This window comes from Hydrogenophaga sp. RWCD_12 (genome assembly GCF_046604225.1).
Lineage (GTDB): Bacteria > Pseudomonadota > Gammaproteobacteria > Burkholderiales > Burkholderiaceae_C > Hydrogenophaga.
Genome location: NZ_JBKIXC010000003.1, coordinates 471,078 through 494,069, shown reverse-complemented (window position 1 = coordinate 494,069; position 22,992 = coordinate 471,078). Strand labels below are relative to the sequence as shown.

Genomic DNA, 22,992 nt, shown 5'->3' with positions numbered 1-22,992 from the left:
CCCGGGTCAACCGGGAAATCTGACCGTCAGAAGCGGGGCAAATCAGGGTGCTTGAGCTGCCCGCCGCGCACCAGCATCTTTCCGTATTCGGCACAACGTTGCAGGGTCGGGATGACCTTGCCCGGATTCAGTAGCTCTTTGGTATCAAAGGCGCGCTTGACCGCGAACATCTGCGCGTTTTCTTCGGCCGAAAACTGCACGCACATGCTGTTGACTTTTTCCACACCCACGCCGTGCTCGCCCGTCACGGTACCCCCCATGGCGACGCTGGTTTCCAGGATGTCGGCACCGAACTGCTCGCAGCGGCGCAGCTGGTCGGGGTCGTTGGCATCGAACAGGATCAGCGGGTGCAGGTTGCCATCGCCGGCGTGGAACACATTGGCGCAGCGCAGGCCGTACTTCTTTTCCATCTCGCCGATGGCGATCAGGATGTCGGCCAGGCGCTTGCGCGGGATGGTCGAGTCCATGCACATGTAATCGGGGCTGATGCGGCCCGATGCGGGGAAGGCGTTCTTGCGGCCGCTCCAGAAACGCAGCCGCTCGGCTTCGTCTCGGCTCACGGCAATGGCGGTCGCGCCGCAGCCGCGCAGCACGGCGCTCATGCGGCCGATCTCTTCCTCCACCTCTTCAGGCGTGCCGTCGCTTTCGCACAGCAGAATGGCTTCGGCATTCAGGTCGTAGCCGGCCTTGACGAAGTCCTCCACGGCAGCGGTCATGGGCTTGTCCATCATCTCCAGCCCGGCCGGGATGATGCCGGCAGCAATGACGGCAGCCACCGCGTCGCCCGCTTTCTGGATGTCGTCGAAGCTGGCCATGATGCAGCGCGCCAGTTGCGGCTTGGGCACCAGCTTGACGATCACTTCCGTGACCACGGCCAGCATGCCTTCGCTGCCGATCACCAGCGACAACAGGTCCAGCCCTGGCGTGTCCAGCGCGTTGCCGCCGAAGGTGACGGGGTCGCCCTCGATGGTGAAGCCGCGCACCTGCAGCACGTTGTGCACCGTCAGGCCGTACTTGAGGCAGTGCACGCCCCCGGAGTTTTCGGCCACGTTGCCGCCGATGGTGCAGGCGATCTGGCTGCTGGGGTCCGGCGCGTAGTACAGGCCGTGCGGAGCCGCCGCTTCGCTGATGGCCAGGTTGCGCACGCCGGCCTGGACGACGGCCGTGCGTGATCGCGCATCGACCGAGACGATCCTGTTGAACTTGGCCAGCGACAGTGTCACGCCCATGGCGTGCGGCATGGCGCCACCGGACAGGCCGGTGCCGGCGCCGCGCGCCACCACTGGCACGTTCAGTGTGTGGCAGGCCTTGAGGGCGGCCGCGACCTGGGCCTCGGTCTCGGGCAAGGCCACCACCAGCGGCCGTTCGCGGTAGGCGGTGAGTCCGTCGCATTCATAGGGCACCGTGTCCTCCGCTTGCCAGAGCAGGGCATGTGCCGGCAGCACGGTTTGCAGCGCACGCACCACCTCGACCTGGCGGGCAGCGCGCTCGGCGCGGGTGACTTCGGACGGGACAGTGGGGGCGTTCATGCGCGGCAGTGTACGGCGGGCTGCCCGGTTGCACATTGAAGAAACTTGCAGCTCCGGTTGAGCGGACTTGAGCAGCCCTTTGCGCTGCCACTGATCCGCAGGGTCTTGAAAAGCGCGCGCCAGGTTCTATCTGATCCACACGGGGCCGGAACCTCCGCCCCTTCGAACCCACCACCCGATTTCAGGAGTCCACCATGAACCATCTGATTGCCCGCACCGGCCTGTTCGACGACTTCTTCAAGGACGTCGCGCCCGGCTTTTATGTCCGTCCCCTGCACGGTGACAACCTGCCGTCGCCCTCGCAGATCAAGATCGATGTGAAGGAGACGCCGTCGGCTTACACCGTGGTGGCCGAAGTGCCGGGCGTGGCCAAGGAAGACATCCATGTGACGGTCGAAGGCAGCGTGGTGACCCTGCGCGCCGAGATCAAGCAGCAGGACAGCCAGACCCAGGACGAGAAGGTGCTGCGCACCGAGCGTTACTACGGCGCGGTGGCGCGCAGCTTCCAGCTGGCCACCGACATCGACAACGAGAAATCGAAGGCGAAGTACGAGAACGGAGTGCTGACGCTGGCGCTGCCCAAGAAGCTGGCGCTGGCCGGCCAGCGGCTGAACATCGAGTGATCAGCTGAGCGAGTTGCGCAGCCACTCGGCGAAGGCGGCGCATTCCCATCGGTCCATGGTGCCGGTCCGCCAGCACAGGTAGTGCGCGTGCGGGCTAGGCACATGGCGCGGGTACAGCGGCACCAGCGTGCCGTTCTCCAGCCAGGGTGCCGCCAGCTTCAGCCGCACCAGCGCAATGCCCATGCCCACGGCAGCGGCGTCGCACATCAGGCCGATGTCGTTGAACTGTGAGCCGTCCACCGGTTCGGGCCAGTCCAGATCGTGCGCCGCAAACCAGGTGCGCCAGGGTTCGAGCGGGCTGCGCAGCAGCGGCACACCCTCCAGGTCCTGGGGCGTTTCGAACGGACCATGCTCGCGGGCGAAGACCGGTGAGGCCAGCGGCGTGATCTCGTCCTTCATCAGGCAGACGTGTTCCACGTCGGCGTAGCGGCCGGTGCCGAAACGAATCGTGAGATCGGCGTCTTCGGCCACCACGTCCAGCAGCGGAATGCTGACCTGCAGCGTCAGGTCGATCTCGGGGTAGGCGTCCGAGAACTGCTTCAGGCGCGGCAGGAGGATGGAGCGCGCGAAGGTCGGCGTCACCGCCAGCTTGAGCTTTCGCCGGCCGGGCGACGCCGTGTTGCTCGGGAACTTCTGCAGCGCGGTCAGGCCTTCGCGCACCTGTGCGAGGTACTCGATGCCGTCGGTCGTCAGGGAAAAATCCGCCCGCCCGAACAGCTTGGTGCCCAGGATCTGTTCCAGCTGCCGGATGCGGTGGCTCACGGCGCTGGGCGTGACGCACAGCTCTTCGCTGGTCTGCGTCACGCTGCGCAGGCGCGCCAGCGCTTCAAACGTCAGCAGACACTGGATGGGCGGGATGCGGATGGTCACTTGAATACAACCGTCTTGTGTCCGTTGAGCAGGACCCGGTGCTCGCTGTGCCACTTCACCGCGCGGGCCAGCACCTGGCTCTCGGTGTCACGGCCCAGGGCGGTCAGATCCTCCACCGTGTCGGTGTGGTCCACGCGGGCCACGTCCTGCTCGATGATCGGACCTTCGTCGAGGTCGGCCGTCACGTAGTGGGCGGTGGCGCCGATCAGCTTCACGCCGCGGTCGTGGGCCTGGTAGTAGGGCCTGGCGCCCTTGAAGCTGGGAAGGAAGCTGTGGTGGATGTTGATGGCCTTGCCCGACAGTTCGCGGCAGAGGTTGTCCGACAGGATCTGCATGTAACGGGCCAGCACCACCAGTTCAGCGCCCTCGCTGCGGATCACTTCCAGCGCCTTCGCCTCGGCCTGCGCCTTGGTGGCGGCGGTGAGCGGGATGTGGTGGAAGGGGATGTTGTAGCTGGCGGCCAGCTGGTAGAAGTCGCGGTGGTTGCTGACGATGGCGCGGATGTCCAGCCGCAGCAGGCCGCTCTTCCAGCGGAACAGCAGGTCGTTCAGGCAGTGACCTTCCTTGCTGACAAAGAGCACGGTCTTCATCGGCTCGGCCAGCGGGTTCAGGCTCCAGCGCATCGCGAAGGGCTCGGCGAACGCGCCCAGGTGGGTGCGCAGCTCGTCCGCGCTCAGGGTCGCGCAGGTGAACTGCACCCGCATGAAAAACAGGCCGGTGTCGTGGTCGTTGTACTGGGCGGCTTCTTCGATGTTGCCGCCGCGCTCCAGCAGGAACCCCGAGACGGCATGCACGATGCCCGGGCGGTCCTGACAGGAAAGGGTGAGGACATGGGAGTGGTTCATGGGTTGCGATTGTCGCAGCCCATGAACCCGGCGGTCTCCGTCGGGGCTCCTCAGCGGATGTCGCGCACCAGGCGCACGGCAAAGGGGCTTCCGGAGCGGGTGCCGCGGGTGACGTAGCCGCCGTTGAACAGCACCGCCCATGCGTAACCGGGGGATGTGGCCAGCATTTCCGGGGTGGAGGACCAGTGGTAGTTCGTCTGGTCGCCCGGGAACACGGTGGTGTCCAGTGAAGCCGGGGTCCGGGTCAGGTCCGTGAGGCTGGCCAGCTCCTTGACGTTGGGCAGGCGCCAGCCGGCCTTGCTCTGCGCATGGGCCAGGGCCGATTCGTGGGTGCCGAAGGAGGTCACGGTGCCGGTGCAGGTGCTGCCGTTCCAGGTGCGTCCTTCTTCGCAACGGCGCCACTGCAGGCCGCTGCGCGTGTCGCTGACGGTGTTGTTGGCGGCGTCGCTGCCGTAGGCGACCGTGCTGACGATGGAGCGGGGGCCGGTCTGGACCGTGCCATGAACCAGGCGGGCGCGGTGGGAATAGCTGTGGTCGTAGACGGCCGAGTCTCCGTAGGAGAAGTCGACGTAGTAGGAGCTCTGCGTGTAGCCGACCGCCAGGGTGGACGTCCAGTGCTTGTCGATGCCGGTGTTCGCCAGTTGCGCACGCGGGGCAACCTGCGAGCTGTAGTCGACCAGCCCCAGCAGTTCGTCGCGGGTCGGCAGGCGCCAGTCACTGAAACCGCACAAGTTGCTGGCATTGACCGCGGCGATGAAGGGGTAGACATCGGTCGCGAGACCGTTGTTGAGCTTGGTGTAGACCTTGTCCTTGTCGTGCAGGCCGCCATCTGTGGTTTTCGCTTCCCAGATCAGGCCCGTTACGTTGTCCTTGATGCAGGCGGTGGTCGGGTAGGCGCCGTAGGCGCTGTAACTCATCGGGTTGACCGCGGTGCGGTGGCCGTCCTGTTGCGAGTTCAGTGTGGTGACGTTGACCTGGCTGCAGTCGACGGGCGTATTGAGGCTGGGCGCATAGCACTGCTGGTTGGTCACGCCGGTGTGCGGCACCTTTTCGTTCTTCCACTCGGAGGCCAGCACGTAGTAGGCGGGGCCCTCATACGAGTAAACCGAAGACAGGGTGGCGACGATGCTGTTCTTTTCCGCTTCGCTGGCGGTGTAGAAGTGGAAGCCCCGGCTGGGCACATAAAAGCGGAACAGCGGCGTCAGGCCAGCTCCTGCGACCTGGCTGGCGTGGTAGGCCGGTCCGTCCAGCTGGTATTGCGGCAGGGTGGCCAGGATGCTGTTTTTCTCGGTTTCACTGATGGTGTAGAAGTGCACGCCGGTCTGCGTGTTGTAGAAGCGGTAGACCGGACTCAGTCCAGGTGAGAAAGTGCTGGCGCCGTGAAACGCCACGCCATCGAGGTGGAACTGCGGCAGCGTGGCCAGGATGGATGCTTTCTCGGCCTCGCTGGTGGTGTAGAAATGCGCGCCGGTCTGCGAGTTGTAGAAGCGGTACACCGGAATGCGCAGCGCCACCGCCTTGCGCGCCACATCGCCCAGCGCATACGCCTGCTTGGCAGCGATCTTGCCGGCCGGAACGTTTTCAATCGGGATCGAAGGGTCTGCCTCCTGTGCCCGCTTTTCGGCCAGCAAGAGCGATTGCGCGGTCAGGGTGGCATCGGGTGCATCCGGTGTCTTTGCACTGTCCGATGCCGATGGCGCGCTGGCCGCTTTGGTGGTTGTGGTGGTGTCTGCACCGCCGCAGGCTGCAAGGGCCAGGGCCATGGTGGTGATCCATGCTGCTCGGAAGTGGCTGGTGGGGCGTTGCACGGCGGGCTCCTGACGGGGATTTCGTAGCCGCCGACGGTACCCTGCTCCGGGTTTCGCAGGAAGTGCCAAAAGTCATGGTCGTGCCCTCGCCCGGAGGATTCACAGCGAAATCCGCTGCGGCGCCGAGCCCAGCCCGGTGCGCGCCAGCCAGTCGAGCACCGAGTCGACCGTCACGGTCTCGATGCGGTCGGAGAAGCGTTTGTCGTTCGGGTGGTCGTCGAAGCGGATGTGGGCGGACCCGGCGCTCGCGCCCAGCCGCGTCAGCGGCCCCAGGTGCAGTGTGCTCGGCTGGTAGCCCTTGAAGCCCAGCCAGGCCTGCGCCTGCTGTCGCGTGGTGACACCCGGTTCCGCCGCCATCGCCATGGTTTCGATCGCCCACTGGTTGGACTGCTGGTAGCGCGTGCCCCAGGCGTAAGCCACCATGTTGTAGTCGCGCTCGTTCAGGCGCTGGCTGCGTCCGCGGTCGTTCAGCAGCGTATACAGCGGCGCCTGCAGTTGCGGCGCCGGCACCGACCACACCGCCTCGTGGCGCCAGAGGTCGTCCAGAAAGAACTCGCCCAACCCCTGGCGGTAGATCGATCCGGTGGCCGTGCCGCACTGGTTGAGCTTGTGCAGCACGCGCCACGGCCCCTCGGCGGTCTTGTAGGCCCAGCCCAGGTGCGAATAGTGAAGCTGGTATTTCGAGAGGTCCTGCCCCGCGCGGCCCAGCGCCACCACCCGCGCGCCGCTGCGGGCGAATTCGGCGTCCAGCGCCTGTGACGTGCGCTGCGCCAGCTCCAGGCCCCGGGTCAACGTCTGTGGCGTCAGCGGTCGCTGTTCGCAGGATCGGCCAGCGTGGGCGGCCGTGGCGCCGAGCAGCAGCACAGCCAGCGCCAGCGCATGTGGAACAGCAGTCAGAGTCTTCTTCATGATCGCTCCTCAGTAGGTCAGCCGCTCGTTGTGCAGCAGCGCGCGTCCCAGTTCGTTGGGGATGAAGCACAGCACCTCGCCCGCCGCCGACAGCAGCACACCCGCACCGATCACCGTCACCACCGCCGACTGCCCGGCGAACACCGAGGCGCCCGACACCGCGCGCCCGGTCAGTTCCACGCTGGCCCGTGCTCCGTCCGACGCCCGCTCCAGCACGATCACCGTGCCGCGCGCCGACACCTCGACCGTCTTCACCACCAGCACCGCACCGCTGACCGCCAGTGCCGCCGGCACGGCACTCACCGCCACCGCACCGGCCGCGGCGCTGCCCGCGACCGCCGAACCCGCGCCCACCACCGACGCCACCGGCAACGCCGACAGCACGAGGGAGGCTTCGCTCTGCGCTCGCGCCGGGACGCTCACCAGGGCCGCGCTCAGGCTGGCTGTCAACAACACGTGTTTGAAGAAGGTGTGTTTCATGTCATTGCTCCTTCACGTGGGTGTGATTGCGGTGGTGGTCGATCAGGTCGGCTTCATGGCGGTCGCGCAGCGTCTTGGCCAGCGTGAACGCCGAGGTCACGAGGTACAGCCAGCTCACGCCCAGGTAAGCCTTGTAGGTCTCGTTGATCTCCATGCGCAGCAGCCCCCAGGCCGTCAGCCCCATCGCCACGGCGAAGCCGCCCCAGACCACGAAGCGCCACATCGGCGTCTCGGCCTCACCCGACAGGCTGGCCTTCTGCGTGTCGCGCACTGCCTTCGACAGCACGAACACCGTCGACAGGCAGAACACATAGCCCATCACCATGAACGCGCGGTCCAGGTCCTGGCCGGGCAGCCATGCCAGGCCGGTGGCGCAGAGAAAGACGGCAATGCCGAACGACACCCATACCTGGAGTTGCCAGGCGCGGGTGTCGCGCATCACGATGAAGGGGGAGCGGGAGCCGCTTGCCATGTGAAACCTCGATAGGTTGTTGAACATGGGGCGGATGGTGGGGCGGGCCGTACGGCTACGACCCTGGGTTTAACTAGCGGGATTGCGCCGTCGACCTAGCGGGTTCGGTTTTCGATACTTTCAAAAGGAGTGACCCGATGGAGCAGGACGGAAAGCATGGCTGCTTGCGACCCGTTGCGGTCATGCAAGGACTCTGAGCGAAGCGGTCACCGGGTGGATGTGGATGCCGGGTTTCGTGGTTTACTTATACCTGAATAGAAGTCAGGCCTTCGCGTCCAACCCTTTGATTTGATTGCGTTTTCTGGAGGTTGATGTGACCAGAATATGCCGCACCGCCCAGCTTATCCCGCAGGTTCTGCGGCATACATTACGTTATGCCTCCAGTTGACCTGCCACGCTTCTTGTCCGATGAAGAGGTGCGATCCGTGCTCACGTCTTTTCCCCAAGGTGAGACGATCACCGTTGTTCGCATCAGGTACAAGAACAAGACGGAGACTCGAACTGAAGTGCGTATGACGGTCGATGAACTCGAGTCTTTGATCCTTTCTTCGATAGAAGAGGGTCAACAATCCGGCGGCGATTTGGAGGTTACCTTGCCTTGCAGTTCGGATGTGCTCGTTGGCCACCACGACGGGCTGTATTGGCTCGAACGAAGCAGCGGCCATGCATAACAGGTCAGTCGACCGGACCGCCTACGGCGGCCGGTCACCTTCACGTTAGACCTCGCATGCAGATCACGGCGCTCTCAAAGATTCTCACCGCGAAGCACCAGGGCGATCGCTCGTACTTGGTGGTATTTGCGGGTGAAGCAGCGAGCTATGAACTCTTTTTGCCTGGCGCCGGGTATCCGGGCGAATTCACTGGGTACATGCACCCTTCACTTCGTGACCAAAGCACCGGCAAGAGCTGGGAAGTAGACTGGGCTCAGGCCGAGTTGATCGCGGCCCACCTGGAGACGGTGATTGGCACAGCCGGCGCGGAAGAGGCAGTTGCGCGAGAGCTAGTCGCCGCATTGACCACGGGGAAGCGCTATGGCCACGAGGTCTAACGGGTTCGTCGAATGGGCCCACAACGGCGGCCTTCTTGGTCGCCATTCTTTGCAACTGAGTGCGCCGTTGTGGCCCATTCACGGCCGACGTTAACCGACATGCACATCGAAGGACGCGACTACAGGGTGGTAATTGCGACGGATGTCGACCGTGACGCCATGCAATGGGAGTGTTACCTTGTTGACGGCAACAATGAGAAGCTGGTTTTTGAAGTGGTTCGGTTCGATGGGAGAAGGGAGTGGTCATTTCTTCAACACGTCGAGGCCGTTCCGCTGGCAGTCGTCGAGTACGCTGTCCAGCACGCTCGAACTGACCTCGGGCCATTCTTCAATGGTTAACAGGCATTTCCGCTGGACCGCCTTCGGCGTCCGCTGAATTCTGACGTTGAACGACGGCTTCCACGGCTCAGCGAAGACCGCTCATGGCCGAAACCTGAAACTCAAGCCCGCATCAACCCCGCCACCCGCTCCCGCAACCCCTCCGGCGTCACGCCTTCCGCCGCCACCGCCTCCCCCACATTCAACCCCACCCGGTTGAACAGTCCGCGCCGGAATGGTTTGACCATCGCGGTCGGTTGGCCGCCGCTGAGTTCGATGCGGCTGAAGTAGGAGCCCCAGAGGTCGGTCAGTGCCATCGGGATCACGGTCACTCCGTGCACGCCGTCGGCCTTGGCCTGTTCGAGAATCTTCATGATGCCGCCCTTGAAGGGTTGCAGCGTTCCGTCCCGCGTGATGCCGCCTTCGGGGAAGATCCCCAGCAGATCGCCTTCGCGCAGCACTTTCGCCGCCTCGCGGAATGCTGCCTCGTAAGTGGCAGGATCTTCCTTCTGCGGTGCGATCGGGATCGCCTTGGCGAGTTTGAACAGCCAGCCGAGCACCGGCACCTTGAAGATGCGGTGGTCCATCACGAAGCGGATCGGGCGCGGGCTGGCTGCCATCAGCAGCACGGCGTCGACGAAGCTGACGTGGTTGCAGACCAGCACCGCTGCGCCCTCGGTCGGGATGTTGAGGTCGCCCGTGACCTTGAAACGGTAGACGAAGCGCGAGGCGATCCATGCCACGAAGCGCAGCAGGTACTCGGGCACCAGCAAGAAGATGTAGAACGCGACCACCGCGTTGGCCAGGCCGATGATCAGGAACAGCTGGCTGATCGAAAAGCCTGCGCTGAGCAGCGCGCCAGCCAGCAACGAGCTGGCGATCATGAACAGCGCATTGAGGATGTTGTTGGCCGCGATGATGCGGGCGCGGTGTGTGGGCTGGCTGCGCATCTGGATCAGCGCATACATGGGCACGCTGTAGATACCGGCGAACAGAGAGAGCAGCGCGAGGTCGGCGAGCACGCGCCAATGGACCGGCTCACCCAGGAACTGGCCGAGCGTGAGTGCGACGGTGTGCGGTGGCAGGCCGCGCGAGGCGAAATAGAGGTCGACCGAGAACACGGTCATGCCGATCGCGCCCATCGGCACCAGACCGATCTCCACGTGACGGCGGCTGAGGATTTCGCACAGCAGCGCGCCCGCGCCGATGCCGACGGAGAACACCACCAGCAGCAGCGACGCGACCTGTTCGTCGCCGTGCAGCGTGTCGCGCGCGAAGGCCGGGAAGTTGGCGAGGAACACGGCGCCGAAGAACCACATCCAGCTGATGCCCAGCAGCGAGCGGAAGACGACCACGTTGCCGTGCGCAAGCTGGAGGTTGCGCCAGGTTTCGGTGAAGGGGTTCCAGTTGATCTGCAGCCTGGGGTCGGTCGCCGGGGACACCGGCACGGCCTGGGCCAGCGCGCGGCCCATCAGCGCCAGCAGCACGCAGGCCGCGGCAACGTAGCTCGGGCCGACCAGGGGCAGTGCGATCAGCAGTCCGCCCGCCACGTTGCCCAGCAGGATGGCGACGAAGGTGCCCATCTCGACCATGCCGTTGCCGCCCGTGAGTTCGCGCTCGGACAGGTGCTGCGGCAGGTAGGCGAACTTGACCGGGCCGAACAGCGTGGAGTGCAGTCCCATGAGGAAGACGCAGCCCAGCAGCACCGGCACGTTCTGCTGCATGAAGCCCCAGCCTGCCAGCAGCATCACCCCGATTTCCAGGTTCTTGACGAAGCGGATCAACACCTCCTTGGGGTACTTGTCCGCCAGCTGGCCGCTGGTCGCCGAGAACAGCAGGAAGGGCAGGATGAACAGTGCGCCGATCACCAGCCCCGCCATCGACGGATCGAGCCACTGCACCTGCAGCTGGTAGGTCACCAGCACGGTGAAGGCGAACTTGAAGACGTTGTCGTTGCCGGCGCCGAGAAACTGCACCCAGAAAAATGGCGCAAAGCGGCGTTGCGTGAGCAGGGCGAACTGGTTGCTGTGGGCGGCGTGCGCGCCGGTGTCGGCGGTCATCGCGGCTTGCGGGGTGGACATTCGGGTCTCCTCCTGTGGGTTCCTGCGGGTGGGGTTCACGCGGCGCGGCCCGCTGCATTCTGCCGCAGGCGCGCAGGGGCTTTGCTGCCTCGCGGACTGAGCGCGGCAATGACAGGCCAGGCGGCGCAGGCAGCGGCAAGGTGCTTGAGGCTGTGGCCGGAGACCGTTTCAGCGGTCGCGTGGAACACGGCGGCGTCGCCCAGCTCCAGTACCTTGGCCAGCAGATAGAGGCCGATCAGCGCGCCCAGGCGGATGCCGGCGGCGCCGACGACGGGCCTGCGCAGCGCCAGCCAGACGATGAGTGCCATGCCGCCAAACTGCACCACGGCCCAGGGCAGTACGTTGCCGTTCGCCGCGGGCAGCACCGCCGAAAGCACCGCCAGAGGCAGCGCGACCCCGAGCGTCTGACGGGCTGGCGTCACTCCCGCGCGTTCGGACACCGCCAGCGCGAGTGCGCCGGCAAAGGTCACGGCCATGCCCAGGCGGTCCCAGACCAGGCCATCCGCGTCGGGCGCCTGGTGGTACCAGGCCGATCCGAAGCCGGTGAGCAGCAGGCCGATGAAGAACACCTGCGCGGCCAGTCGCGTCGCGCTGGGGCGTGGGTGGTGCCGAAGCACCAGCAGTCCCCACAGGCCGGCAAGCGCAATCGGCGCGTTGCTCAGCACGTCCATGGCATTGGGCAGACCCAGCAGGGCGCGCGCGTCGACGAAGGGATGGCCGTGTGCGTAGAGGTGGGCGTGGCCGTGCGGGTTCAGCGCGATGCCGGCGCTGACTTCCAGGGCGGCGAGCATCGCCGGTCCGGCCCAGAGGGCGATCAGCCACAGGGAGAGCAGGACGGTGGCCCAGGCGGAAAACGCTGGGTGGGGGTTGGAGGAGGGCAATCGCATGGGGAACTCCTGAGGGGTGGAACGGCGGCCGCAGTGTCGCGACCGCTTGCCTGCAAGAGACTTGTTCTGCGATACAGTGGCCCTTCCATTCACCGCTGGTATCGCTAGGCGGTACCCGATGCGCCATGAGCACCACCCTCGACCTCGTCGCCACCATCAAGAAGGAACTCAAGGCCGCGCAGATGACCTACGCCGACCTCGCGGCGGCACTGGGCATGGCCGAGTCCAGCGTCAAGCGCATGCTCGCCAAGGGCGACATGTCGCTCACGCGGGTGGATGAAATCTGCCGTGCGCTCAAGATCGACTTCGCCGAGCTGGCGCGCCGGGTGGCCGACGCACAGCCGCTGCTCAAGGAGATGACCGCCGAGCAGGAGCGGGCGGTGGTGGCCGACAAGAAGCTGCTGCTGGTCGCGATTTGCGTGCTCAGCCAATGGACGCTGGAGCAGATGACGGCCGCCTACCGGCTGACGGAAGCCGAGTGCGTGAAGTACCTGGCGCAGCTGGACCGCATCGGCATCATCGAGTTGCGCCCACTCAACCGCTACCGCCTCAAGCTGGCCAAGACCTTCCGCTGGCGGCCGCACGGGCCGGTGATGAACTACTTCCGCGAGCACGCGCTGCTTGACTACTTCGCCGGTGGTTTCGACGGCGGTGGCGAAGGCCTGATGCTGGTGCATGGCTCGGTCAGCCGGGCGCTGGCGCCGGTGTTCCTCGAGCGCCTGCAGCGCGTGGCGCAGGACTTTGCGCAGCAGCACCAGACCGACCAGAAGCTGGCCCAGAAAGACCGCGAGGGCTACACGCTGGTGCTGGCGATGCGCAGCTGGGAGTTCGAAGCTTTTTCTATGCTGCGGCGGTGAACACCGTCAGCACGCCGGTGTAGCCGTAGAGCTGCTGGTGCGCGATCTCGCCGCCGGCGAAGAATCCCACCAGTGGCACGTCGCCAAGCGCGCGCCGCACGATCTGCAGCTCGGCGCTGGGGGCGCCGAAGTGCTGGCCGCCGCGGCCCGAGCAGCTGACGTAGACGGCACCGGTGATGCGCCGCGACTGCGCCGGGTCTGGCTCGAGCGGCGGCTCGGTGTCCATGCCGCCCATGCCCAGGGTTTCGGGCTCCAGTTCCTCGCGGATCTCGCTGCAGACGCGGATCAGGTCGGCGCGCGCGGCCTGGGCGTGGCGCTCGCAGAACGCCAGGCGGGCACCCAGCGGCGGGTGCTCGGCGATCGCGACACCGTGTCGCGCCGGGTCCAGACCGATGATGTGGCGGACCATGACTTCCGGTCCGAACTGGCCGCGGCGCAGCACCGGTGCGTCGTCCAGCCGGTGTTGCGGCAGCGTCAGGCCCACCAGTGTTCGGCGCAGCCGTTCCATGGCCTGCTGGGGTTGCGCCAGCGACACGCCCAGCTCTCGCAGCAGCACGTCCAGCGCGGGTTCACCGTCGAGCGTGAGCACCAGGTTGCCATCGACGGCGGTGATTTCGCGTTCGCGATCAATCGGTTGCGCACCCTGCGTCACGCGCGAGATCAGCGCGACCTCGGGTCCGAACGCGACACCGCTGATGCCGCCAGTGAACACGCCGCCGACCGCACCCTGGCCGCGCAGATGCCCGGTGCTGCTGGCGGCGAACTGCACGCTGGCCGAACGGCTGCCGACCAGGCCACCGAAGACATAACCCGATTGCGTGCGCTCAGCCATCTCGACAATCAGCTCACCCAGGTCATGCGCGCCAGGATCGGCATGCAGCAACGCGGTGTGGGCCACGAAACCGGAGGAGTCGCTACCGCCCGGCGGCAAGGGAGCGACGCCGCTGAACACGCGGTACTGGTCGGGGCTGAGGTCGCAAAGCATGACCGCGAGCGCAGGTTCGTCGAAGTATTCGGCGTTGTTGGCCGAGATGCCGACGCCGACTGTGCCCGACCAGTCGGTGACTTCGGGCAGCTCGGCGCTCAGGTGATCAAGGATCTCCTGCGCGTGCGTCGCGTAGTGGTCGGTGATGTAGAGCAGTGCCAGCGACGGCGTGGCGGCGTAGCCGGGCAACGCCATCTGTGCGCGCAGCTGCGCCAGGACCAGCGCGGCGGCCATGCGCCACTGCGGGTGCGTGGCGTGCGCGTGGGGAAAGAGTTGCATGCGGACGCCCCAGGCCGGCTCAGCGGCGGCGGGTGGTGGTCTTCTTGGCCGGTGCCTTTTGGGCTGCCGGAGCCTTTTTGGCGGGGGCTTTCGGGGCGCTCTTGGCGGGGGTCGGCATGAAGCCCGGGAAGAAGGCCGTCGGCATGGGCCAGTCGCCCGCACCCATTGGCTGTGCAGGTGTGGGTGCAGCGGTCTTGGTGGCGCGTTTTGGGGCGACCTTTTTGACGGCCACCTTGGCCACCGGCTTCTTGGGGGCAGCTGCTGGCTTTTTGCGTCCTGCGCCAGCAACGGCCCGCACAGCGGCGGAGCCCATGCCTGCCGCGCGGCCGACGTTGCGGGCCACCGAGTCGCCCACGCTGCGGCCCGCCTTGGCGGCCATGTCGGCGGCGGTCTTGACCGCCTGCTCGGTCAGGTCGCTGGCCACGTGGCGGGTCGCGTCGAGCGCACCCTGCTTGGCCATGTCTTTCATGGCCGTGCTGGCGATCTGCTGGAATTGCTGCGACAGCGCACCCCACCAGGCCATCGGGTCGACCACGCCAGGCGCCGCGGCGGCGGGAGCGTCGGCCTTGGGCGAGGCGGTTTTGCGCGGCTTCTTTGGCGGTTCGGGGGCTTCTTCCGGCTCCTCGTCGGGCTCGGCTTCCGCTTCGGCCTCGGCTTCCGCGGGTGCTGCCGCGGGGTTGCCGTAGGTGCGTTCAGGAATCTCCAGTCCTGCGAACTGCGTCGGCAGCTTGCCGGCAAAGCCGGACACGGTTTCGGCGGCCTTCACCTTGAGCGCATTGGCCACGTCGCCGAGGTTGAAGTTCATCGCCTTCAACGTGGCCAGCGACATCTTCTGGACTTCCAGCGCCTGGATGGTCGCGCTCAGAGCCTTGGCGTTCTGGTCGAGCCAGAACTGCACCGCCTTGAGCTCCTCGATGCGTTTCTCGAGATCTTCGACGTTGAAGGTCGGCGCCACCCAGTGCCCGAGGTTGGGCATCTGCGGCAGGCTCTTGCCCAGGCCCTGCGCGACGCCGCCGGCGGCCTGCCCCGCGAGGTTCTGCAGGAACTCGAAACCGGGGACGAACTTGCCGAATCCGCTGGCGTCACTCATGGTTGTCTCCTGAGATAGGGGGATCAGGTGTCGGCGCCGTAACGCGGCGCGCGGCGCTCACGCAAGGATGCCACACCTTCGCGCACATCAGGGCCGGCAAAACCCATGAATTCGAGCGCCAGAGAGGTGTCGAACGCCGGGCCGGCCTGGCGCAGCCAGTTGTTGAGCGAGTACTTGGTCCAGCGGATGGCGGTCTGGCTGCCCGCCGCGAGGCGGTCTGCGACCTCGTACGCCTTGGGCAGCAGCGCCTCGTCCTCGACCGCCAGCGAGACCAGGCCAATGCGCTCGGCCTCTTCGCCGCTGATCGGGTCGCACAGCATCAGGTAGTACTTGGCCTTGGCCAGGCCGCACAGCAGCGGCCAGACGATGGCCGCGTGATCCCCGGCCGCGACGCCCAGGCGCGTGTGGCCGTCGACGATCTTGGCGCTCTTCGCGGCAATCGAGATGTCGGCCAGCAGGCCCGCCACGAGGCCCGCACCCACGGCCGGGCCGTGCATGGCGCTGACGATGGGCTTGTCGCAGTTGATGACGTTGTAGACCAAGTCGCGCGCTTCCTTCCAAACCCGCGTGCGCACCTCGAAGTCGGTCGCCATGTCCTGCACCAGCGCCAGGTCGCCGCCGCCCGAAAAGCCCAGGCCACTGCCGCGCAGCACGGCGCAGCGCACGCTGTCGTCGCGACCCACGTCGCGCCAGATCTCGCTCAGCTCCCAGTGGCCTTCGTGGCCGGCGGTGGGCAGCTTGCCGTTGCCGCCGGGGCCATCGGCCTTCATGCGGATGTCGAGCACGGAAGGCACGCCATCGACCGTTGGTCCGCGTCGGGTGATTTCCAGGGTCTGGTAGCGGCCGTAGTCGACAGCGGACATCGTTGTTTCTCCTCGCAATTTCGGGTGTTTGAAGCATCCGATTCTGCGGGGAAACCGCTGGAAATCCGCCGGGGATTTGCCCTGAGGGATGGCCTTGTTGCGGACGGCGCTTGACGCCGATCAATGCAAGTGCACGGGCGCAGGCGCACCATGAAGTCGTGGTCCCCGGGACCCGAAAGACCGACACCGAAACCCAGAGGAGAACCCATGAACACACCCATCTCCGACACCTACGGCCGTCAGCTGCGCGAGATGCGAGCCGACGTGCTGGCCCAGTTGCGGGCACAGCGTGGCGGCAAGATCGGTCGCGCCGAAGCGGCCGCCAATGCGCGCGAAACCGAAAGCGACGACTGGGCGCAGGCCGACGCCGAACGCGACCTGGCCTTCGCGCTCGAAGAACGCGAATCGGCCGAACTGGTCGCCATCGACGAGGCGCTCAAGCGCGTGGCCGACGGCAGCTACGGGATGTGCGTGGATTGCGGCGACGCGATTGCGGCCGCCCGCCTGCACGCCAACCCGGTGGCGATGCGCTGCCTGGGCTGCCAGGACAAGGCCGAACACGCCAGCGGCGCCAGCAAGCCGGCCGGCTACTGATTTCTTTTCCATCCACTTTTTTCAGGAGAGCTTTGCATGACCACATTCCACGCCGTTGTCTGGATGGACCACACCCAAGCCCATGTGCTGATGTTCGACCGCGAACACGTTGAGGCCCAGCGCGTCAAGGCGCGCCAGCAACACACGCCCAAGCACGGCCATGTCGGCGCCGACAAGGACTTCTTCAAGGCCATCGCGACCTCGCTTGAAGGCGTGACCGAGGTGCTGCTGACCGGCCCGGCCAACGCCAAGATCGAGTTCCGCGACTGGTGCAAGCACAACGCCCACGCCGTCGACAAGGCGGTGGTCGATGTGGTCAACACCGACCACCCGACCGATGCCCAGGTGGTGGCGATGGCGCGGCAGTATTTCACCAAGTACGACCAGAAGGCCGTCGATCCCGCACAGCGCTGACGCGCCAGCCTGTGCCCTGACCGCCCCGTGCTTCGCACCGGGCGGTTTTTTCTTTTGGGGCTCGGGCGCTTTGATATCCTGACGCGATGAGCAACACCACCCTGCCGGCGCGCAGCCTGTTCCACCTGGCCTTCCACGTCACCGACCTGGAAGTCGCGCGGCGTTTCTACGGCGGTGTGCTCGGCTGCACCGAGGGCCGCAGCACCGACACCTGGGTCGATTTCGATTTCTTCAGCCACCAGATCTCGCTGCACCTGGGCGAACCGTTCAAGACCACGCGCACCGGCAAGGTCGGCGACCATCTGGTGCCGATGCCGCACTTCGGTTTGGTCCTGCTGTTGCCCGCGTGGCGCGCGCTGGCCGAGCGGCTGACGGCCGCCGGTGTGGATTTCGTGTTGCCACCGCAGGTGCGCTTTGAAGGCCAGCCGGGCGAGCAATGGACGATGTTCTTCTGCGATCCGTTCGGCAATCCGATCGAGGTCAAGGGTTTCGCCACCACCGACGCCATCTTCGCCACCTGAACCCGTGAACGGCCTGCACCTGACCGCCGACCTGCGGCACTGCCGCTGCGACATCGCCTGGCTGACCGACGAGGCGCGCCTGCTCGCAGCCTGCGTGCAGCGGGTGCAGGCCAGCGGTTTGCAGGCGGTGGCGCAATTGGGTCACAGATTCCCCGACACGGGGCACGGACCGGGTGGTGTGACAGCCACCGTGCTGCTGGCCGAGTCGCACCTGTGTGTGCACACCTGGCCTGAGAGCCGCAGTGTCAGCCTCGATGTGTACGTGTGCAACTTCGGCGCCGACCACTCGGCGCGCGCCACGCAACTGATGAGTTCGCTGCTCGATCTGTTCGAGCCGGGCGAGGCGCTGCAGCGGGCGGTCGAGCGTGGCGCACCCCCGGCGCTCTGAACCTGCTCCCGCTCAAGCGCGCAGCAACTGCGCGGCCCGCTGCCCGGCCTGGTGGCCGCGCGTGAAGGCTTCTTCGAACACCGAATAGCCGGCCCAGTCGGCGTGGGCGAAACACAGGCGCCCGTCCTGCGTCGGGCCTTCGTAGAGCGAGCCGGGCGCGGGAATCGCCATTGCGTGGCCGTAGCGTGTGACCGAGGCTTCGGTGACGAGGCCCGGCAGATCGGGATGCGGTGGGGACAGCTCGGCCAGCGCCTGGTCGCGCCAGTGGGTCCAGGGCTGCTGCAACAGCGTCTGGCGCGCGGAAGGTTCGTCGCCCAGCGGCCGGTACCAGGTCCAGACGCGCGGGCCGGTCACCCGCGCCAGCGACTGGTGGCTGGCGTCGACATACCCCAGCCCCGCGCTGCCGTAGACCACGTTGTCCCAGCTCGGGTGCGCGCCGCCACGGTCTTTCGGTGGCCCGTCGAGCAGCAGGTTGACCACCACCCAGGGCGCCATCGACAAGCCGTTCGCCCGGGCCGCGAGCAGCGGCGGCAGCGGGTCGATCACGCGCTGTGCAATGAACACCGGCAGCGCGACCACCACCGCGCCAGCCTGCCAGCGGGTGACGCTGCCATCGGCCATCGACAGCGCATCGACGGTCACGCCGTGGCGTTCGGGGGTCACGCGCAGCACGCCCTGGCCGGTGTGCAGCCGTTCGCCGAGGCCGGACGCCAGCTGGCGCGTCAGCCAGGCATTGCCCTCGGGCCAGGTCAGCAGTGGCTCGGCCTCGCCGGCTTCGCCCGGCGCCGGAAAGCCGTGGCGGCTGGCGAAATAGTGGATGCCGGCCCAGGCCGAGACCGCACCCGCGCCTGCGCCGTAGTCGTCGCTGCAAGCGTAGTCGAGGTACCAGCGCAGTTGCGGGTCGGTGAGCCCGTGGCCATCGAGCCACTGCGCAAAGCTCTGCGCCCACAGCCCGCGGATGGCGTCGGTCACGGGCAACCGCAGCGCCGGCATGGCCCAGCGCTGCGTGCGCCTCGCCTCGCCGATCAGTTGGCTCATGCGGCGGTACTGCTGCAGGGTCGCGGCGCTGGCGCCTTCGATGGGCAGCAGGCCATCCTGCCAGTGGCCGTTCCAGTAGAGGCGCTCCTGCGGGCTGTGGCAGAGGTGGCGCTCGTCCCAGACCCAGCGGCCGGCGATGCGCTGGCGCAGGCCGAGCTGTTCGAGCCAGTCCTGCAGTTCGGGCGCGTCGTCCGAGGGTGCCGGCAGGTAGTGGGCGCCCATCGGGCACGGCAGTCCGCCGAGCAGGCCGCCGCGGGCATTGCCGCCGGCCGTGTCTTCGAACTCCAGCAGCGCGAAGTCGTCGACCCCGGCCAGGGTCAGCGAACGCGCCGCCGCCAGCCCGGCGACACCACCGCCCAGCACCAGCACCCCCGTGCGTTTCTGCACCGCCGGCTTGGTGCGCGCCGCGTCGCGCCAGCGGTGACCACGCGCCGGATCGGGCGCGGTGAAACCGCCGGGAATCTCGTGCGGCGCCGGACGGCAGCCCGCCAGACCGGCACCCGCCGCACCCATCCAGGCCAGACACTCCCGCCGCGTCAGCGCCATAGGTCCGTCATTTCGCCACCTTGCCCCATTCGGTTTCGTAGGTGTGCACCAGCACCTGGTTCGACAGCCGGTTCACCTCGGCCGGCACGCGCGCCATGTCGGCCGGGAAGTCGAACAGCAGCTTGAGCGTGTCGGGCGTGAGGAAGCGCAGGCCGGCGGGCAGGGTGCCACCGCCAGGGGTGAAAGGGCGGCGGCTGGCGACGATGAAGCCCCATTCGCCGAAGCTGGGCACGTGCGCGTGGTACGGCGCGGTGCGCAGCCCGGCCGCCTCGATGGTCGCGGCGACGGTCCAGAAACTCTGGCGCGCGACCAACGGCGAGGTGGTCTGCACCACGGCAAAACCGCTGGCCGACAGGCGCCGCGCCAGCAGCGCGTAGAACGACTCGGTGTAGAGCTTGCCGACCGCGAAGTTGGTCGGGTCCGGGAAGTCCACCACGATCACATCGAACTGTTCACTGCCTTGCTCCAGCCACTGGAAGGCGTCGGTGTTGACGATCTGCACGCGCGGCGCGTTCAACGCGTCGCCGTTGAGCTGGCGCAGCGTCTCGTCGGTGGAAAACAGCCGGGTCATCGCCGGGTCCAGCTCCACCAGCGTCACCTTCTCCACGCCCGGGTACTTGAGGATCTCGCGCACCGCCATGCCGTCGCCGCCACCGAGCACCGCCACATGGCGCGGCGCGCCGCCGCCGGTGGCGTAGGCCGACATGACCGGATGGACCAGGGCCTCGTGGTAGCGGTACTCGTCGCTCTGGGCGAACTGCAGGTTGCCGTTGAGGAACAGGCGGTGGCCCTGCGGGCCGCGCGTGACGACGATGCGTTGCCAGGGCGTGGTCTCGGCCCGCACCACCTTGTCCTGGAAGAAGCGGTCTTCGGACGTCGACGTGATGCGCCCGGCCATGGCCCAGGTGCCCAGCAGCGTTGCCAGCACCATCAGCGCCGCTACCGTGTGTGCCGAGCGCGCGCGGATCTCGCCGCGAAACAGCCACAGCGCCCAGAACGCGACCGCCACGTTCAGCAACCCGAACAGCAGGCCGGTGCGCACCAGCCCCAGTTGCGGCACCAGCCAGAGCGGGAAGGCAATCGACACCGCGAGCGCGCCCAGGTAGTCGAAGGTCAGCACCTGCGACACCAGGTCCTTGAGCTGCACGTGATGGCGCAGGATGCGCATCACCAGCGGAATCTCCAGCCCGACCAGGGTGCCCACCAGCAGCACCAGGCCATAGAGCAGGCCACGGAAGGCGCTGGGCAGGTAAGCGTTGGCGAGGAACAGCAGGGCCGGCAGCAGGCCGCCGACCAGCGCGATCAGCAGTTCGATGCGCAGGAACTGCGCCGGCAGCTGGCGCTCGACATGGCGCGAGAGCCAGCTGCCGATGCCCATGGCGAACAGGTAAGTGCCGATGACGGTCGAGAACTGCAGCACCGAGTCGCCGAGCACATACGAAGCCAGCGCCGCGCCCACCAGTTCGTACACCAGCCCGCAGGCCGCGACCAGAAACACGCTGGCCAGCAGCGCGACCTCCACCGGCCCGGGAGACGCTCGTTTAGGTTCAATGGCAGTGGTCATGAAAACGCAGTGGCCGACGAGCGACCGTTCAAGGTCGTCGCGGAACCGGCTCCGCCGGGCCGCAGACGACGCCACCTGGGGGGTGACGCCGCAGGCGGCGCGGGGGGGTCACCCATGTATCGCGGCAGCCACGATGATCGAGATGCCCAGGCACATCGCCGCCACCACCATGCCCAGCGCGGTGTTGCGGTTCTCAACCAGTTCCTTCCAGAGGTCGTAGGGCGTGAGCTTGTCGATCACCACGAAGGCGATCCAGAACACCACCACGCCGATCAGCGCGAACAGGATCGATCCCAGAAACGCCGCGGGCCTGAGCCATTCAATGTCCATCTGTCTTCTCCTGTCAGGGTTGAGGGGTCGGGACGGGCCCGGAAATCATTTGTGGAAGCCGCCGCTGGAGCTGCCGCCGAAGGAGCCGCTGCCCCAGCGACCGGACGTAGAGCTGCAGTTCTCGACCTGCGGATCGCAGTCGTCGCAGGCGCGCTCCAGCAGCACCATGAAGAGAATGATCACGACGATGAGAACCACCTTGCCGATCGACCAGCTCTCGCCGCTCAAGGGCGTCGCGTCGCCGCGCTTGAACAGGTCTTTCTTGTCGTCGAGCTTGAACGCTTTGGCCACGGCCGCGCTGTCCAGCCGCTCGCCAACCGACCAGGTCCATTCGTCCGCTGCCTTTTCCAGCGACAGCAGGTGGTGGCCCTGCGCGTAGTCCACGTTGTCGGTGATCTGGCCGCGCTCGACCTTCCAGTAGAACTCTCCGGCGACGTACTGTGTCTCGGCGCGGTAGCTGTATTGGCGTGAATAGCGCTTGCCCAGGTAGGTGGCGACAGCGCCAGCGGCAGTCACTTGGGGTGCACCCGTGGCCGGTTTGACCAGGCTCCAGCCGTCTTCGGCGTCGACCAGGAACTGGAAGCCCGCCTTGCGGTTGTAGAGCAGATATTCCTGCCAGCCGAACACCTCGTCGTCGCCCGGCGCCGTGCCCGAGCGGTGCTGGTAGCCCACCACCTGCCAGTCGATGCCGCGCAGCTGGCCGGTGGAGCCCAGTGGAATCAGCGGCCGCACCGGCTCGTTCTGGATCGCGTGCTTGAGCTCGCCGCCGATGCCCGCCGACAGGTCGATCAGCGTGTCGCACGAGGGGCAGCTCATGCTCTTGGTCGTGTCGAGCTTGACCTCCAGCCGGGCGGCGCAGTTCGGGCAGTTGAAGTGGCGGCCTTCGTCTTTGCGCAGTGCGTCGCCGGCCAGGCCGGTGAGCTTCAGGTCGTCGAGCCGGACTTCACTGCCTGTCCAGACCGCCGGCGGATCGCTGGCGTAGTCGATGCTGCAGACCTCGCCGCTGTCGCTGCGCAGCTCGACCACGCCGAACTGCTGGCCGGCCGCGGGCAGGTGGCCCAGTTCGCCCTGCGCGGCAAGCACCGACACCTCGGTGATGGCGCTGACGGCAAAGTTCTTGCCACTCAGCGCGTGGCGCAGGCCCATGCGCCAGTCCTTGAACGCCGGCATGTTGCCGGGCGAGGGCACGGGCCGGCTGAACACGAAGCTGCCGTTGTCTTCGCTCAGGCTGCCCAGGCGCTGGTCGTCGAACACCGCCTGCCAGTCGGTCCAGCGGGCCTGGGAATTGCCCAGCTGCAGCCGTCCGACCAGAGTGAAGGTTTGACCCTGCCACTGTCCGGTGGCGCCGATCTTGAGCGGGCTGTAGTCGGTGAATTCGTCGGCGATGCGGCCCAGGCGGGCCAGCGCGTCGGCCGTGCGCACGACGCTGGAGTGGCAATAGGCGCAGACCGCGTGGGTCGATTGCGCACTCTGGAATGCAACCGGCGCGCCGCAGCCGGGGCAGGGCGCTTCGTAGCGGCGCTGCGTGCCCTCAGCCACGAACGCCTCCGGTTCGGGAACGCAGGTGTGGGCAGGAAGAGGGTCGCGCCGTGGGCATGGTGCGACCGATCATAAATGCGCCGCGGGGGCCGGGCGGGGGAGGCGAGGAATGCA

At 66.9% G+C, this 22,992-nt stretch carries 24 protein-coding genes; 8 read left to right on the top strand and 16 right to left on the bottom strand.

From position 1 onward, the window contains the following. Positions 1 to 26 precede the first annotated feature (26 nt). Positions 27 to 1,529: an FAD-linked oxidase C-terminal domain-containing protein gene (locus ACLIJ1_RS14260; protein ID WP_411366195.1), complete on the bottom strand. Its 1,503-nt coding sequence runs from the start codon at positions 1,527 to 1,529 to the stop codon at positions 27 to 29. 194 nt (positions 1,530 to 1,723) lie between these two features. Between ACLIJ1_RS14260 and ACLIJ1_RS14255 the strand changes: the two genes are divergently transcribed. After that, positions 1,724 to 2,152, top strand: coding sequence for an Hsp20/alpha crystallin family protein (locus ACLIJ1_RS14255; protein ID WP_411366194.1), 429 nt, complete (start codon positions 1,724 to 1,726; stop codon positions 2,150 to 2,152). On the opposite strand, the gene ACLIJ1_RS14250 is transcribed toward ACLIJ1_RS14255, so the two are convergent. The 6 genes from ACLIJ1_RS14250 to ACLIJ1_RS14225 form a co-directional block, all read right to left on the bottom strand. Continuing rightward, positions 2,153 to 3,022: a LysR substrate-binding domain-containing protein gene (locus ACLIJ1_RS14250; RefSeq protein WP_411366193.1), complete on the bottom strand. Its 870-nt coding sequence runs from the start codon at positions 3,020 to 3,022 to the stop codon at positions 2,153 to 2,155. Further along, positions 3,019 to 3,867, bottom strand: coding sequence for a formyltetrahydrofolate deformylase (gene purU, locus ACLIJ1_RS14245; RefSeq protein ID WP_411366192.1), 849 nt, complete (start codon positions 3,865 to 3,867; stop codon positions 3,019 to 3,021). Before purU ends, ACLIJ1_RS14250 begins: the two co-directional genes overlap by 4 nt. Positions 3,868 to 3,917: 50 nt before the next feature. Then, complete coding sequence (locus ACLIJ1_RS14240) at positions 3,918 to 5,675, bottom strand: DUF1566 domain-containing protein (protein ID WP_411366191.1); 1,758 nt, start codon at positions 5,673 to 5,675, stop codon at positions 3,918 to 3,920. Positions 5,676 to 5,774: 99 nt separating this feature from the next. Next, positions 5,775 to 6,584 carry a DUF2145 domain-containing protein gene (locus tag ACLIJ1_RS14235; protein ID WP_411366190.1) on the bottom strand — a complete coding sequence of 270 codons (810 nt, stop codon included), beginning with the start codon at positions 6,582 to 6,584 and terminating at the stop codon, positions 5,775 to 5,777. 9 nt (positions 6,585 to 6,593) lie between these two features. Beyond that, positions 6,594 to 7,064, bottom strand: coding sequence for a hypothetical protein (locus ACLIJ1_RS14230; protein WP_411366189.1), 471 nt, complete (start codon positions 7,062 to 7,064; stop codon positions 6,594 to 6,596). Between the two features lies 1 nt (position 7,065). After that, on the bottom strand, positions 7,066 to 7,536 hold the full coding sequence (locus ACLIJ1_RS14225; RefSeq protein ID WP_411366188.1) for a YiaA/YiaB family inner membrane protein: 471 nt from the start codon (positions 7,534 to 7,536) through the stop codon (positions 7,066 to 7,068). A 727-nt stretch (positions 7,537 to 8,263) separates the two neighbouring features. Here ACLIJ1_RS14225 and ACLIJ1_RS14220 point away from each other — a divergent pair. Both ACLIJ1_RS14220 and ACLIJ1_RS14215 read left to right on the top strand, forming a co-directional pair. Next, positions 8,264 to 8,584 (top strand): hypothetical protein, encoded by a 321-nt coding sequence (locus tag ACLIJ1_RS14220; RefSeq protein ID WP_411366187.1) that lies wholly within the window; start codon positions 8,264 to 8,266, stop codon positions 8,582 to 8,584. A 99-nt stretch (positions 8,585 to 8,683) separates the two neighbouring features. Beyond that, positions 8,684 to 8,923 (top strand): hypothetical protein, encoded by a 240-nt coding sequence (locus ACLIJ1_RS14215; RefSeq protein ID WP_411366186.1) that lies wholly within the window; start codon positions 8,684 to 8,686, stop codon positions 8,921 to 8,923. Between the two features lie 101 nt (positions 8,924 to 9,024). On the opposite strand, the gene ACLIJ1_RS14210 is transcribed toward ACLIJ1_RS14215, so the two are convergent. Both ACLIJ1_RS14210 and ACLIJ1_RS14205 read right to left on the bottom strand, forming a co-directional pair. Beyond that, a complete protein-coding gene (locus ACLIJ1_RS14210; protein WP_411366185.1) occupies positions 9,025 to 10,983 on the bottom strand; it encodes an MFS transporter in 1,959 nt (652 codons plus the stop codon). A 35-nt stretch (positions 10,984 to 11,018) separates the two neighbouring features. Continuing rightward, positions 11,019 to 11,870: a hypothetical protein gene (locus tag ACLIJ1_RS14205; RefSeq protein WP_411366184.1), complete on the bottom strand. Its 852-nt coding sequence runs from the start codon at positions 11,868 to 11,870 to the stop codon at positions 11,019 to 11,021. 125 nt (positions 11,871 to 11,995) lie between these two features. On the opposite strand from ACLIJ1_RS14205, the gene ACLIJ1_RS14200 reads away from it, so the two are divergent. Next, a complete protein-coding gene (locus tag ACLIJ1_RS14200) occupies positions 11,996 to 12,727 on the top strand; it encodes a helix-turn-helix domain-containing protein (protein WP_411366183.1) in 732 nt (243 codons plus the stop codon). Here ACLIJ1_RS14200 and ACLIJ1_RS14195 read toward each other — a convergent pair. The 3 genes from ACLIJ1_RS14195 to ACLIJ1_RS14185 are packed head-to-tail and all read right to left on the bottom strand — an operon-like array spanning position 12,711 to position 15,944. Beyond that, on the bottom strand, positions 12,711 to 13,991 hold the full coding sequence (locus ACLIJ1_RS14195) for an FIST N-terminal domain-containing protein (RefSeq protein WP_411366182.1): 1,281 nt from the start codon (positions 13,989 to 13,991) through the stop codon (positions 12,711 to 12,713). The genes ACLIJ1_RS14200 and ACLIJ1_RS14195 overlap by 17 nt on opposite strands. 19 nt (positions 13,992 to 14,010) lie before the next feature. Then, complete coding sequence (locus ACLIJ1_RS14190; protein ID WP_411366181.1) at positions 14,011 to 15,081, bottom strand: PhaM family polyhydroxyalkanoate granule multifunctional regulatory protein; 1,071 nt, start codon at positions 15,079 to 15,081, stop codon at positions 14,011 to 14,013. Between the two features lie 23 nt (positions 15,082 to 15,104). Further along, on the bottom strand, positions 15,105 to 15,944 hold the full coding sequence (locus ACLIJ1_RS14185) for an enoyl-CoA hydratase/isomerase family protein (protein ID WP_411366180.1): 840 nt from the start codon (positions 15,942 to 15,944) through the stop codon (positions 15,105 to 15,107). A gap of 207 nt (positions 15,945 to 16,151) precedes the next feature. Between ACLIJ1_RS14185 and ACLIJ1_RS14180 the strand changes: the two genes are divergently transcribed. The 4 genes from ACLIJ1_RS14180 (at position 16,152) to ACLIJ1_RS14165 (ending at position 17,861) form a co-directional block, all read left to right on the top strand. Beyond that, on the top strand, positions 16,152 to 16,538 hold the full coding sequence (locus ACLIJ1_RS14180) for a TraR/DksA family transcriptional regulator (RefSeq protein ID WP_411366179.1): 387 nt from the start codon (positions 16,152 to 16,154) through the stop codon (positions 16,536 to 16,538). Between the two features lie 36 nt (positions 16,539 to 16,574). Continuing rightward, positions 16,575 to 16,952: a hypothetical protein gene (locus tag ACLIJ1_RS14175; RefSeq protein ID WP_411366178.1), complete on the top strand. Its 378-nt coding sequence runs from the start codon at positions 16,575 to 16,577 to the stop codon at positions 16,950 to 16,952. An 86-nt stretch (positions 16,953 to 17,038) separates the two neighbouring features. Beyond that, complete coding sequence (locus tag ACLIJ1_RS14170) at positions 17,039 to 17,473, top strand: VOC family protein (RefSeq protein WP_411366177.1); 435 nt, start codon at positions 17,039 to 17,041, stop codon at positions 17,471 to 17,473. A 4-nt stretch (positions 17,474 to 17,477) separates the two neighbouring features. Continuing rightward, positions 17,478 to 17,861, top strand: coding sequence for an S-adenosylmethionine decarboxylase family protein (locus ACLIJ1_RS14165; RefSeq protein WP_411366176.1), 384 nt, complete (start codon positions 17,478 to 17,480; stop codon positions 17,859 to 17,861). A 12-nt stretch (positions 17,862 to 17,873) separates the two neighbouring features. Here ACLIJ1_RS14165 and ACLIJ1_RS14160 read toward each other — a convergent pair whose 3' ends face one another. From ACLIJ1_RS14160 to ACLIJ1_RS14145, 4 genes are all read right to left on the bottom strand, one after another. Then, positions 17,874 to 19,445 carry an FAD-dependent oxidoreductase gene (locus ACLIJ1_RS14160; protein ID WP_411366175.1) on the bottom strand — a complete coding sequence of 524 codons (1,572 nt, stop codon included), beginning with the start codon at positions 19,443 to 19,445 and terminating at the stop codon, positions 17,874 to 17,876. Between the two features lie 7 nt (positions 19,446 to 19,452). Continuing rightward, positions 19,453 to 21,009 carry a polyamine aminopropyltransferase gene (locus ACLIJ1_RS14155; protein WP_411366174.1) on the bottom strand — a complete coding sequence of 519 codons (1,557 nt, stop codon included), beginning with the start codon at positions 21,007 to 21,009 and terminating at the stop codon, positions 19,453 to 19,455. A gap of 108 nt (positions 21,010 to 21,117) precedes the next feature. Next, the gene (locus ACLIJ1_RS14150; protein WP_411366173.1) at positions 21,118 to 21,339 is read right to left on the bottom strand and encodes a DUF350 domain-containing protein; all 222 of its coding nucleotides are present in this window, start codon (positions 21,337 to 21,339) and stop codon (positions 21,118 to 21,120) included. Between the two features lie 45 nt (positions 21,340 to 21,384). Next, positions 21,385 to 22,878 (bottom strand): DUF4178 domain-containing protein, encoded by a 1,494-nt coding sequence (locus ACLIJ1_RS14145; RefSeq protein WP_411366172.1) that lies wholly within the window; start codon positions 22,876 to 22,878, stop codon positions 21,385 to 21,387. Positions 22,879 to 22,992 lie beyond the last annotated feature (114 nt).

Coding starts and splice junctions, on each gene's coding strand:
- ACLIJ1_RS14260 (WP_411366195.1), bottom strand. CDS start 1,529: ATGAACGCCCCCACTGTCCCGTCCGAAGTCACCCGCGCCGAGCGCGCT.
- ACLIJ1_RS14255 (WP_411366194.1), top strand. CDS start 1,724: ATGAACCATCTGATTGCCCGCACCGGCCTGTTCGACGACTTCTTCAAG.
- purU (WP_411366192.1), bottom strand. CDS start 3,867: ATGAACCACTCCCATGTCCTCACCCTTTCCTGTCAGGACCGCCCGGGC.
- ACLIJ1_RS14235 (WP_411366190.1), bottom strand. CDS start 6,584: ATGAAGAAGACTCTGACTGCTGTTCCACATGCGCTGGCGCTGGCTGTG.
- ACLIJ1_RS14230 (WP_411366189.1), bottom strand. CDS start 7,064: ATGAAACACACCTTCTTCAAACACGTGTTGTTGACAGCCAGCCTGAGC.
- ACLIJ1_RS14225 (WP_411366188.1), bottom strand. CDS start 7,536: ATGGCAAGCGGCTCCCGCTCCCCCTTCATCGTGATGCGCGACACCCGC.
- ACLIJ1_RS14220 (WP_411366187.1), top strand. CDS start 8,264: ATGCAGATCACGGCGCTCTCAAAGATTCTCACCGCGAAGCACCAGGGC.
- ACLIJ1_RS14215 (WP_411366186.1), top strand. CDS start 8,684: ATGCACATCGAAGGACGCGACTACAGGGTGGTAATTGCGACGGATGTC.
- ACLIJ1_RS14210 (WP_411366185.1), bottom strand. CDS start 10,983: ATGTCCACCCCGCAAGCCGCGATGACCGCCGACACCGGCGCGCACGCC.
- ACLIJ1_RS14205 (WP_411366184.1), bottom strand. CDS start 11,870: ATGCGATTGCCCTCCTCCAACCCCCACCCAGCGTTTTCCGCCTGGGCC.
- ACLIJ1_RS14200 (WP_411366183.1), top strand. CDS start 11,996: ATGAGCACCACCCTCGACCTCGTCGCCACCATCAAGAAGGAACTCAAG.
- ACLIJ1_RS14195 (WP_411366182.1), bottom strand. CDS start 13,991: ATGCAACTCTTTCCCCACGCGCACGCCACGCACCCGCAGTGGCGCATG.
- ACLIJ1_RS14190 (WP_411366181.1), bottom strand. CDS start 15,081: ATGAGTGACGCCAGCGGATTCGGCAAGTTCGTCCCCGGTTTCGAGTTC.
- ACLIJ1_RS14185 (WP_411366180.1), bottom strand. CDS start 15,944: ATGTCCGCTGTCGACTACGGCCGCTACCAGACCCTGGAAATCACCCGA.
- ACLIJ1_RS14180 (WP_411366179.1), top strand. CDS start 16,152: ATGAACACACCCATCTCCGACACCTACGGCCGTCAGCTGCGCGAGATG.
- ACLIJ1_RS14175 (WP_411366178.1), top strand. CDS start 16,575: ATGACCACATTCCACGCCGTTGTCTGGATGGACCACACCCAAGCCCAT.
- ACLIJ1_RS14170 (WP_411366177.1), top strand. CDS start 17,039: ATGAGCAACACCACCCTGCCGGCGCGCAGCCTGTTCCACCTGGCCTTC.
- ACLIJ1_RS14160 (WP_411366175.1), bottom strand. CDS start 19,445: ATGGCGCTGACGCGGCGGGAGTGTCTGGCCTGGATGGGTGCGGCGGGT.
- ACLIJ1_RS14155 (WP_411366174.1), bottom strand. CDS start 21,009: ATGACCACTGCCATTGAACCTAAACGAGCGTCTCCCGGGCCGGTGGAG.
- ACLIJ1_RS14150 (WP_411366173.1), bottom strand. CDS start 21,339: ATGGACATTGAATGGCTCAGGCCCGCGGCGTTTCTGGGATCGATCCTG.